Below are 13158 nucleotides of genomic sequence, written 5' to 3' on the forward strand. Positions count from 1 at the left end.
TTTCTGTACGCCCCTAACGACTACAATTAAACTCACAGATAACAAAGTTATAAATTAGCAATGCAAAGCAATTCTTCTTTGGAAAGGCAGCCACAACTTACAGAGGAAGCGAAATCATTTCCCCTCTCCTACGGTCAACAAGCGATGTGGTTTCTTGACCAGATAGCACCCCAAAGCATCGCATACAATATCTATACAACAGTGCAGATAAGCTCAGAGTTAGATTTGGAAGCATGGCACAGAGCTTGGCTGCAAATTGTAGAACGTCATCCCATCCTGCGAACTACCTATACACAGCATGAAGATCAACCTATTCAAGTAATTCACCCATACCAAGAGATAGATATTAAAATAACAGATGCTTCTGCTTGGAATTTAGACTACTTGAAAAAACAAATTCTGACAGAAACCGAGCGTCCCTACAACTTGGAAACAGGTCCAGTATTGCGGGTACATCTATTTACAAGATCATCAGAAGAACATATCCAATTACTGGCCATGCACCACATTGCTGGAGATATGTGGTCTTTTGACATATTATTAAATGAACTGCAAATTCTGTATGCTACAGAAGTAAAAACATCGTCTCAAGCTGACTTACAAATTATTGAAAATTCAGATATTTATAATTCTCAAACAGATAATAGTCTCTCTCTTCCAAAGCTATCATACACAGATTATGTAAGTTGGCAGACCGAGATGTTGTCAAGTTCTCAAGGTGAACAAATTTCAGCATACTGGCATAAACAATTAATAGGTGAGTTGCCAGTCTTAGACTTGCCCGTAGATAAACTTAGACCAAATGTGCAAACCTACTCTGGTAGCACACACATCATCAAGTTAGATGAAGAATTGCTTTCCAGGCTGAGAAAGTTGTCAGAATTAGAAAAAACAAGCCTGTATAGAATTTTCCTGGCTGCATTTTTTATTCTATTTTACCGCTTATCAGGACAAGAAGACATCCTAGTAGGTTGTCCGGTTGCGGGTCGGTCAGGTAACAAGGAGTTTGAAAGTATTGTTGGCTATTTTACAGACCCCGTAGTATTACGTGCAAATCTAGGGGAAAATCCCACCTTCAGAGATTTTCTTGCTCAAATACGTCGCACAGTTTCTGAGGGTAAGAAACATGAAGATTATCCCTTTCCCCTATTAGTAAAACAGCTTATTCCTGAAAGAGATTCTAGTCGTTCTCCTCTGTTTCAAGTTTCTTTAACTTGGCAAGAGCATCGCTGGTATGATAATAGCCAAAAATCATCTTTAGTGATGTCGCCATTCTTAATAGAAGGACATCAACGAGGATCAGCATTTGATATAGATTTGGCGATTATTAAAACTGGTAGTGAGTTTAATTTTTGCTGGCAATACAACACTGATCTGTTTAATATTTCCACTGTAGAACGAATAGCAGGAAATTATCAAACCTTACTAGAAAGTATTTTAATTAATCCACAGCAACCTATTTCCCAATTACCATTGTTAACAGAAATTGAGCAATATCAATTATTATTTGATTGGAATAATACTAAAAAAGATTATCCATTAGATAAATGTATCCATCAATTGTTTGAAGAACAGGTAATCAAAACACCCGACGCTATAGCGGTAGAGTTGGAAGGGGAAAAATTAACTTATCAGGAATTAAATCAACGGGCAAATCAACTAGCAAATTATCTGCAAAAACTGGGTGTAAATCCAGAGGTTTTAGTAGGAATTTGTGTAGAGCGATCGCTGTTAATGGTAGTAGGATTATTAGGGATTCTTAAAGCTGGTGGTGCTTATGTTCCTTTAGATCCAGCTTATCCAGCAGAACGTTTAGCTTATATGTTGGATGATTCTCAGGCAAAAGTGCTACTAACTCAACAGCAGTTAGTGAACTCCATACCGAATACTGACTTACAAGTAATTTGTTTAGATACCAATTGGGAATTAATCAGCACTCAAAGCGATAAAAACCCACAAACTCAAGTTAAAGCCAATAATTTAGCCTATGTAATTTATACCTCTGGCTCCACAGGGAAGCCAAAAGGAGTAATGATTGAACATCGGTCTTTAGCGAACTTTGCCCAAACGGTAAAAGACAAATATGAGATGAGCAATAGAGACAGAGTTCTGCAAGCTGCATCGATCAGTTTTGACGCAGCCGCAGAAGAAATCTATCCCTGTCTAGTCTCTGGTGCAACCTTAGTGCTACGGACTGCTGAAATGTTGGGTACTGTCTCCACATTTATCCAGAAGTGCTGGGAATGGGAATTAACAGTATTAATGATGGGAACAGCATACTGGCACCAGCTAACGGCAGAATTAGCAACAACCAATGAAACCCTACCACCATCAGTAAGGTTGTTAGCTAATGGTGGAGAACAATGGCTGCCAGAAAAATTGAACCTGTGGCAAAAGAGCATGGAATATAGATCGCGCGTTCAGAATTTAAAAGCGCCACCGATGTTAATGAACGGCTATGGACCAACAGAAGCAACCGTATTATCAACGGTATACAATTTATCGGAGTTGCGCCTAGAGAATACACAGGGACAGCAAATCATTGGCACTCCTTTTGATAATGTCCAGACTTATATTCTTGATAGCTTCCTCCAGCCCGTTCCTATTGGTGTACCAGGGGAATTGCATATTGGTGGTATGGGTTTAGCTAGAGGCTATCTCCACCATCCAGATCTAACAGATGCAAAATTTATTGCTCATCCCTTTAAGCAATCAGAACGTATTTACAAAACAGGAGACTTAGCTCGCTATTTACCTAACGGTAACATTGAGTTTCTGGGTCGCATTGACAATCAGGTGAAAATACGCGGTTTTCGCATTGAACTGGGGGAAATTGAAACTTTACTAATTACACATCCTCAAATATCAGAAGCGGTAGTGATTGATTCTGATGATATTCCTGGTTCTAAACGATTGGTTGCATATATCGTAGAAACTTCCTCTGGAACCTCTTTGCCCCAGTCGCAATTGCGCTCTTTCCTGAAACAGAAGTTACCAGATTACATGATACCTTCTGCTTTTGTGGTTTTAGATGCTTTACCTCTAACTCCGAATGGTAAGGTAGATCGGCGCAATTTACCGAAACCTGACCAAAATAGACCTGACTCAGCAGCAAATTACGTTGCACCCCAAACGGATGTGGAGCGAACAATTGCTACTGTTTGGGAAGAGGTGCTTCATTTAGAAAATATAGGTATACACGATAACTTCTTTGAAATCGGTGGTCATTCCCTGCTCGCTACCCAAATCATATCTCGGCTACGTCAAATCTTGCAGATGGATTTGTCCGTCCGCACTTTATTTACAGCACCAACTATAGCTAGTTTTGCCGAGTATTGTGAGACAATTCAGGGGAAATTGCCAGAACTGCAAACAAAAAGTTTGACACCACAACTCCAGGCTGAACATAAAGCAGAGATTTCGGTATTTCTACACAAGGACGATCTTTCTGCAATTAAACCAGTTGGTAGGACAGAAAACCTCCCGCTCTCCTTTGCACAAGCGAGATTGTGGTTTTTAGACAAATTAGATCCCAATAGTGCGTTTTATAACATCCCTATCCTTTGGCGGTTTAGCGGGAAACTTAATGTAACTGCGCTACAATCGAGCCTGAACGAAATTACCCGCCGACATGAAGCGTTACGGACAAACTTTGTCACACAAGAAGATCAACCTATTCAGGTTATTGCTGAAACTCTTTTTTTGCCACTAGAAATTGTAGATTTGCTGTATATGCCGACCGAGGAACGAGAAGTGGAAATGCAGCGATTAGTTCAAAATGAGGCAGTGCGATCTTTTGATCTAGAAAGAGAACCTTTAATACGTGCCACTCTTTTACAGATTGACTCGACAGAATACATTTTTATCCTCACAGCGCACCATATTATTTTTGATGGTTGGTCAGTGGGTGTATTCGTCCAAGAATTAGCAACACTCTACACTGCATTCTGTAATGACAAAACCCCTCAAAAAGTTGTTGAACTGCCTGAATTACCCATACAGTATGCAGACTTTGCCGTTTGGCAGCGACAGTGGTGGGAACAAGGGAGAATTACAGAGCAGTTATCCTATTGGCAGAAACAACTTCAAGGCGCTCCCACCTTATTAGAACTTCCTACCGATAGACCCAGACCTGCTATTCAAACAAACCGGGGAAAACATCAACAATTTACACTTCCTCAGTCCCTAGGTGAGTCCATGAACCTACTTAGCAAGGGTGCGGGAGTTACCCCATTTATGACGTTTTTTGCGGCTTTTGTTACCTTGCTTTATCGTTACACAGGGGAAAAGGATATTGTAATTGGTACACCCATTGCTGGTCGTAATCGTCCGGAAATAGAAGGGATAATTGGTCTTTTTGTGAATACTTTAGTGCTGCGAACTGATTTGTCAGACAACCCCAGTTTTGAGCAGTTACTAATGAGGGTGCGGGAAGTATCTCTGCAAGCATACAGTCATCAAGACCTGCCCTTTGAGAAATTGGTTGATGCTTTGCAACCTCAGCGTTCTTTGAGTCACTTGCCTCTGTTTCAGGTCATGTTTGATCTCCAGAATGTTCCTATATCAAGTTTAGATTTGCCAGGGTTAAGTATAAGTTCATTTCCTGTGGAAACGGGAATAGCGAAGTTCGATTTAGCTCTCTCAATTGAGAATACTTCTTCTGGATTGATAGCCGAATGGGAATATAATAGCGACTTGTTTGATGATTCAACAATTGCTCGCATGGCAGGAAATTTCCACACTTTAGTAACAGGAATTGTCGCCAATCCACAGCAACCTATTTCCCAATTACCATTGTTAACAGAAATTGAGCAATATCAATTATTAGTTGATTGGAATAATACTAAAAAAGATTATCCATTAGATAAATGTATCCATCAATTGTTTGAAGAACAGGTAATAAAAACACCTGACGCTGTAGCAGTAGAGATTGAAGGGGAAAAACTAACTTATCAGGAATTAAATCAACGGGCAAATCAACTAGCAAATTATCTGCAAAAACTGGGTGTGAATCCAGAAGTTTTAGTAGGAATATGTGTAGAGCGATCGCTGTTAATGGTAGTAGGATTATTAGGGATTCTCAAAGCTGGTGGTGCTTATGTTCCTTTAGATCCAGCTTATCCAGCCGAGCGTTTAGCTTATATGTTAGATCATTCTCAGGCAAAAGTGCTACTAACTCAACAGCAGTTAGTGAACTCAATACCAAATACTGGCTTAGAGGTGATCTGTTTAGATACCGATTGGGAATTAATCAGCACTCAAAGCGACAAAAACCCACAAACTCAAGTTAAAGCCAATAATTTATCCTATGTAATTTATACCTCTGGCTCCACAGGAAAGCCGAAAGGAGTAATGATTGAACATCGGTCTTTAGTGAATTTAACCCAAACCGTAAGAGATAAGTATGGGATGAACAATAAAGACAGAGTTCTTCAAGCAGCATCTATTAGTTTTGACGCAGCCGCAGAAGAAATCTATCCCTGTTTAATATGTGGTGGAACTTTAGTGCTACGGACTGCCGAAATGTTGGGTGCTGTCTCCACATTTGTACAGAAGTGCTGGGAATGGAAATTAACAGTATTAATGGTGGGAACAGCCTACTGGCAGCAGTTAACGGCTGAATTAGCAACAACCAATGAAACCCTACCACCATCAGTAAGATTGTTATCAACTGGGGGAGAGCAATGGCTACCAGAAAAATTAAAGTTGTGGCAAAAGTGCATGGAGGAGAGGTCAAGTATTCAGAATTTAAAAGCACCACCGCTATTAATGAACGGCTACGGGCCAACAGAAGCAACGGTATTGTCAACAGTATACGACTTATCAAAGTTAGCAACAGAGGATACACAGCCAAAACAAGTAATTGGCAATGCTTTTGATAATGTGCAGATTTATATTCTTGATAGCTATTTACAACCAGTTCCTATGGGTGTACCAGGGGAGTTGCATATTGGTGGTATGGGTTTAGCTAGAGGTTATCTCCACCGTCCAGATTTAACAGATGCAAAATTTATTCCTCATCCTTTTAATCCATTAGAACGTATTTACAAAACAGGGGATTTAGCTCGTTATTTACCCGACGGGAATATTGAGTTTTTGGGTCGCATTGATAATCAGGTGAAAATACGCGGTTTTCGCATTGAACTGGGGGAAATTGAAACTTTACTGATTACACACCCCCAAATATCAGAAGCGGTAGTGATTGATTCTGATCATATTCCAGGTTCTAAACGCTTAGTTGCATACATAGTAGGGACGTTGAATGAAACGTCTTTACCCCAGTCGCAATTGCGTTCTTTCCTGAAACAGAAGTTACCAGATTACATGATACCTTCTGCTTTTGTGGTTTTGGATGCTCTGCCTCTTACCCCTAATGGTAAGGTAGATCGGCGTGGTTTACCTAAACCTGATACAACAAGCCATAAAATAGAAACGGGTCTAGCAGCACCGCGCACGGAGTCTGAAGAAATACTAGCAAAAATATGGTGTGAAGTTCTGCATCTTAAACAAGTTGGTATCCATGACAATTTCTTTGAGTTGGGTGGAGATTCTATTCTCAGTATTCAGATTATTTTTAAAGCTAAACAAGCTGGATTACAATTAACGGCTAAACAGATATTTCAAAACCAGACGATTGCTGAATTGGCGGCAGTAACTAACATCACTCAGACGGTGAAAGCAGAACAAGGTTTGGTAACAGGATTATTACCGCTGACACCTATTCAACACTGGTTCAAAGAGCAAAATTTCCCCGAACCTCACCACTTTAATCAGTCATTGCTGCTGGAATTATCTGGGGTAGTTGACTGGACTTTATTCCCAGAAGTGATGCGAAAATTATTATTACATCATGATACTCTGCGCTTACGTTGTCCTGCCGATGAGGAACAGATTAATATTACCTCTGATGATACTATTCCTTTTTCTTATGTAGATTTATCGGACATACCAGATGCAGAACAAAAAGCAGCTATCGAAGCCACTGCTAGTTCCCTACAAACTAGCTTAAATCTTGCTTCTGGTCCAATAGTGCAAGTAGCGTTTTTTGGTCTAGGTACTAACAAATCCAGCCGATTATTAATAATTATTCATCACCTAGCAGTAGACGGCGTTTCTTGGCGAATTTTGTTAGAAGACTTAGAAACAGCTTACCAACAGATTAGTCGCGGTGAAAAAATTCAGTTTCGTCCTAAAACGACCTCTTTTAAATATTGGGCTGAGAAACTAAATTCTTACGCACAGTCTGATATTGCCAAGCAAAAACTAACTAATTGGCAAGGTATTTCACGTACACAGATAACCCGTATACCAGTTGATCATGCCTTGGGTGCTAATACTGTAGCATTCAATCAGATCATATCAGTCTCACTCTCACCTGAGGAAACCCGCGCTTTATTACAGGAAGTTCCTAAAGCTTATAAAACCCAGATTAATGATATCTTGCTAACTGCTTTATTGCAGACTTTAGGTAGTTGGATTGGTAGTAATTCTGTGTTACTTGATCTTGAAGGTCATGGACGAGAAGATATTTTTGAAGATGTAGACTTATCGAGGACAGTCGGTTGGTTTACGACCATCTTTCCCGTACTTTTAGAGTTAAAAGCAACAGATAATCTGGGAGATGCTATTAAGTCGATCAAAGAACAACTGCGTGCTGTTCCCAACCGAGGTATTGGCTACGGTTTGCTGCGCTATTTGAGTGGGGATAAAGATATTATCTCTCAACTTTCAACAATGCCAAAAGCTGAAGTTAGTTTCAATTATTTGGGACAATTCGATTGGGGAAGACAAGAAAATTCCTTCTTTAAACTAGCTTCTGAATCAGTGGGAGCGGAACATAGCCAGCAAGAGAATTGCAGTCATTTACTAGATATTAATGGACTCGTAGTAGATGGTCAGTTAAAACTAGATTGGACTTACAGCGAAAATTTTCACCACCGAGACACTATTGAAAATCTCGCTGAAGATTTTGCAGCAAATTTGCGTTTTCTAATTACTCATTGTTTATCTATTGATGTATCTGCAAACCAGGAAATTTACGGCTTTTCTCAACCAATAAATAATCATCAGCATCAGGAAAATAATGTTCCTGTCCCCCTACATTTATTAGAACTGACTCAAGATATCTCTGAGTTATTACCTGATGATACACAATTCGCATATCCTCTTGCCAAAATGCAGGAGTTTATGTTGCATCATTACGCGAATGATCATCAAAAAATGGGGGTTTATCATGGACAGGAATTATTAGATATATATGATGAAAATCTTTCTATAAGTGTCTTCAAGAAAGCTCTACAAATTCTAGTAGAAAAACATCCAACTCTGAGAACGGTGTTTATTTTTCAGAACGGAAAACCAGTATGTCAAGTGGTTAGAAACAATCTGAATTTTTCCATCAATGAAAAAGATATTAGTCACATCAAATCAGACGAACAGGAAAATTACATTGATGCAATCATAAAGCAAGATAGGCAAAATTTATTCAACGTTGAGAATTGCAATGAAGCACTTTTTAGATTATGGATTTTCGCTAAAGCTGAAAATCACATTGAATTCTTCATGTCAATGCACCATGCAATTACAGATGGTTGGAGTAGTATTGAATTTGTAAATCAACTAGAGGAATTATATTCTGCTCTCAAGCAAGGAGAAGAAATAACCGTGATTCCTGCAAATAATGTGCATCAGGAATTTGTCGCTTTAGAGAAAGAAATCATTAGCTCAACAGAGGCATCAAATTTCTGGAAACTTCACTTACAAAATTATGAATATCAAGCATTACAGCCATTAAAAACTTCAGGAGATCAAGTAAAATCTGTAGAAGAAAACTTTGATGTAGAAATAATTATTGATTTACGTGAATACTGTCGGAAATTGAAAGTTTCACCAAAAGCAATTTTCTTGAGTACATACCTGGATCTCATTAGTATTGTCATGAAAGAAAATCAGGTTTCTGTAGGAGTTATTTCTAATGGTAGGATAGAAAGATTATCTGATCCCTTCGGAGCTTTGGGTTTATTCTGGAATATTGTGCCATTTTGTCAAACAATTACAGAAGATAAAAGTGTGCAAATTAAAAATGTCCAGCAAACCCTAATTGATATTGAACCTTGTGTGAGATATCCACTGCTGGAAATTTTGTCAGATCAAAAAACAACGGAATTATTTTTGGCTACGTTTAATTTTGTAAACTTCCATAATACCAAAACTGTGGACAAGCATACTAGCTTAAAGGTACAGAGAAAAATGATTTATGACAAGTTTAACTTTCCTTTAAATTATGCTATTTCCATGGAATCATTATCAGGAAATGTCAGCATTCATGTAGAATACGATCAGACATACTTTAGTTACAAAGATATTCAATTAATGCTGCAAAATTATGTTGAAATCTTAAAAGATAGAGTTTATGGATAAAAATTGCTGGAAACCTATCAAACTTTTGTATGTAGTTGGGCTTTAGCCCTTTTGACGAGTTAATTAAGAGGATTTAAACATGAAAACCCTGATTATTGACAACTACGATTCTTATACTTTTAACCTTTACCAATTGATTGCAGAAGTCAATGGAGAGTATCCCACTGTGATTTGTAACGATCAAGTTATATGGGATGAACTCAAACAGTGGGAATTTGATAACATCGTGATTTCACCAGGTCCTGGTCGTCCAGAAAAATCAAAAGATTTTGGTATTTGTCGTCAAATGATTGAAAATGCCCAAGTACCACTTCTAGGCGTTTGCTTGGGACATCAGGGACTAGGATTTAGCTATGGAGGAAAAGTTATTCACGCGCCTGAAGTTCGACATGGTCGGCTCAGTGAGGTTTATCATACTGCTACTGATTTGTTTGCGGGAATACCTTCTCCTTTTTCTGTGGTGCGCTACCATTCTTTGCTGGTTGCAGATGACCTACCGGACTGTTTAGAAAAAACAGCGTGGACAGAGGACAACCTGATCATGGGAATGCGCCATCGCTCTTTACCAATGTGGGGTGTGCAGTTTCATCCAGAGTCCATCTGTACTGAGTATGGACATACTTTGTTTGAGAATTTTAAAGAGATTACCCAAAAATTTGCCCAGGAACGAGATAAAAGTCCGAAAAAACATTATTGGACAGGAAATAACGGGAATGAGACTTTACCCACAAATTCTACTAACAAAAAACAGCAACAGGAATTTGAACTTTGTACGCGCAAATTGAATTTGTGTCCCGATACAGAACAGATGTTTGTACATTTGTTTAGTAAATCAGCCAGTGCATTTTGGTTAGATAGCAGTCGGGTTGAACCTGGTCTTTCTCGCTTTTCTTTCATGGGAGATAACAGTGGTGAAAACAGTCTCCTAATTCATTATCGGACGCAAGGGCAGGAACTGACAATTACACAGTCCGATACTGTCAGTTTCAAAACAGAGGGGATTTTTGATTATCTCCAGCGGGAAATTCAACGACGACATTGCTCATCTGAGCATTTACCTTTTGATTTTAACTGCGGGTTTGTGGGTTATTTTGGCTATGAATTAAAGGCAGAATCTGGAGGAAAATTCAATCACACATCTGCCTTACCTGATGCCATGTTTATGTTAGCAGATCGAATGATTGCAATTGATCACCAAGAGCAAACTATCTATCTGCTTTGTCTAATTCAGAAAGGAAAAACAGCCTCCGCCGAAGATTGGTTTGAAGCGATCACACACCAAGTTAACAATCTTCCTCCTCTGTCGCCTATTGTTCCTCAAAACGAAAAAACACCTGTTGTTTTTAGATTAAGCAGGTCTAAAAAGACTTATCTTGATGATATTGAAAAATGCTTACAAGAAATTCACGAAGGAGAAACTTATCAAGTTTGTTTAACAAACCAGATTTACACAGATACAACACCTGATCCGCTAGAGTTCTATCGTTCATTACGCCGCATCAATCCTGCTCCTTATGCTGCATTTTTGCGCTTTGGTGATGTGGGAATTGCCTGTTCATCTCCAGAACGATTTCTGCAAATTGATCGCCAAGGTTGGGCAGAAACAAAACCCATCAAGGGAACATTACCACGAGGAAAAACACCTGAAGAAGATTTTATTCTACGCGATCGCTTGCAAAATAGCGAAAAAGATCGAGCGGAGAATCTGATGATTGTGGATTTACTTAGAAATGATCTGGGACGGGTTTGTGCAGTGGGAACGGTTCATGTTCCCAAATTAATGGCTGTGGAAACCTACGCTACAGTACATCAATTGGTGACAACAATTCGTGGTCAATTACGCGCTAATATGAGTGCTGTAGACTGCATTCGTAACGCCTTTCCTGGGGGTTCTATGACGGGCGCACCTAAGATTAGAACCCTGGAAATTATTGATCGATTAGAGCAAGAAGCACGGGGAGTTTACTCTGGGTCTATTGGCTTTTTAGGATTAAATGGTTCAGCCGATTTGAATATTGTTATTCGTACTGCTGTGATCACGGACGAACAAACTTCCATTGGTGTTGGCGGTGGTATTGTGGCACTTTCTGATCCCCAAATGGAGTTTGAAGAAATCATGCTGAAAGCTAAAGCATTGATTCAGGCATTGATGATCACAACAAATGGCGTTTTTGATCCCGATGAATATTATATCCAGGGAACAGAAACAGAGGTTTTTGATAACTATGAAAAAGTAGGTGTGTAGGCAATGAATAAACAACTAATTTTTGCAACTCTTGGACCTGTTGGAACTTGCCATGAACTAGCGACTCAATCTTATATTGAGTTTCAAGAAGTGGCTAATGCCAAAATAGAACTGTTCAATGATCTGTTAGACGCACTGGAGTTACTACATGATGGTAAAGTTGACTTTATTATCCAAAACTCTGCTCATCCTAAAGTTTATGAATTAACAGAAAAATACTTTCGGGAAGTATTCGTAATTGATAGCTTCTTATGTCCAACTCGTGCTATGGGACTCCTAACTCGTCGTGATGTAGAACATCCCCGCAGTCTAGGATTAATGCCTGCTACGCGGGCTTATGTAAATACAGAACGCTACTCAACTTTTATCCATGAAACGGCCAAGCCCGTGGTGGGTCAAAATTTGCTGGCGGGTAAGTATGATAGCGGTATTGCAGCTTTACAATTTGCTGAAGAAAATCCTGATGTATTAGTAGTTGATGAAGTTATTGGCTCTGTCCAAACAGCTTGGCTCGTATATGGTCGTCAACAAAATAGACAGCAGGGAGTTATTGGGATCAAAAATCCTCAACTTTTCCAATGAGAACTTTCTGGTGTCTGATTCTCTTCCCATTTATATCAACTTACATAATTAGAAAATGTCAACATTTTTCCCAGTTTCTCAAACTATCAAGCCGCGTTCAGATTTAGAGTTGACACTTTTTCATTGTCAAGAAATAGTTATTCAATTAGCTAATATCTTACCGGGAGCAATTTTTGAACCTCACCAACATCCAGAAAGCCAAATGGGGATGCTTTTTTCTGGTTCTGTGGAAATTAATGTCAATGATCAGAAAGCAATTTTAGAGCCATTCCAACGAGCTTATATTGCCGGGAGTAATATTCCTCATGGTTCTACGATTCTTTCTCAAGAAAATGTTCTGGGATTTGAGATGAAATATTTAATAGGATCTCAATCAGATAAATCAGATCAGGTCATTGATGAACCTATCCTCACTTTCCAACCTACAATAGATAAAACAACAGGTTTTTCTTGTAAATTCGGTGCTTGTTCATGGTTTCAAATAGCTGTTTTGGAAATTCCTGCCCACGCAAAATTACCCATATATACAAGTACCAAAGAAGAAATTGGCATTATTGTTAATGAGCAAATGATGATGAAAGTAGGGGAAGAAGAAAAACTTTTAGGATATGGTAGCATTTATTATGCTCCCCCTGGTGTTTCCCATAGTGGGTATAATACTTCAGATCGAACTATTTCTTTGGTTAAGGTTTCACTATAGATACCCAACTTCTAAGAAAATTGATGCTAATAATACCTTAGCCAAATTACAGCGATTTTCGGGTAAATGAACCACATTTTATATCTCACGCAAAGGCGCAAAGACGCAAAGGAAGAAAGGAATAGAAAAATTAGCGTGTGGTACAAATACATGAAAACTGCTGTAAAAAAAGCCTTGATTGGTAGGTTGGGTTGTGGAACGTGAACGTATC

4 protein-coding genes are annotated in these 13158 nt (G+C 38.9%); all 4 read left to right on the plus strand.

The window, feature by feature from the left end:
• Nucleotides 1–60: 60 nt before the first annotated feature.
• The 4 genes from AN486_RS07005 (at nt 61) to AN486_RS07020 (ending at nt 12947) form a co-directional block, all read left to right on the plus strand.
• Nucleotides 61–9420, plus strand: coding sequence for a non-ribosomal peptide synthetase (locus AN486_RS07005; RefSeq protein WP_290599859.1), 9360 nt, complete (start codon nt 61–63; stop codon nt 9418–9420).
• Between the two features lie 79 nt (nt 9421–9499).
• Nucleotides 9500–11665, plus strand: a complete 2166-nt coding sequence (pabB, locus tag AN486_RS07010; protein WP_290599861.1) for an aminodeoxychorismate synthase component I — start codon at nt 9500–9502, stop codon at nt 11663–11665.
• A 3-nt stretch (nt 11666–11668) separates the two neighbouring features.
• The gene (locus AN486_RS07015; RefSeq protein ID WP_148760644.1) at nt 11669–12247 is read left to right on the plus strand and encodes a hypothetical protein; all 579 of its coding nucleotides are present in this window, start codon (nt 11669–11671) and stop codon (nt 12245–12247) included.
• Nucleotides 12248–12302: 55 nt separating this feature from the next.
• Nucleotides 12303–12947, plus strand: a complete 645-nt coding sequence (locus AN486_RS07020) for a cupin domain-containing protein (RefSeq protein ID WP_290599864.1) — start codon at nt 12303–12305, stop codon at nt 12945–12947.
• Nucleotides 12948–13158 lie beyond the last annotated feature (211 nt).

The organism is Anabaena sp. AL93 (genome assembly GCF_001672085.1).
Lineage (GTDB): Bacteria > Cyanobacteriota > Cyanobacteriia > Cyanobacteriales > Nostocaceae > Dolichospermum > Dolichospermum heterosporum.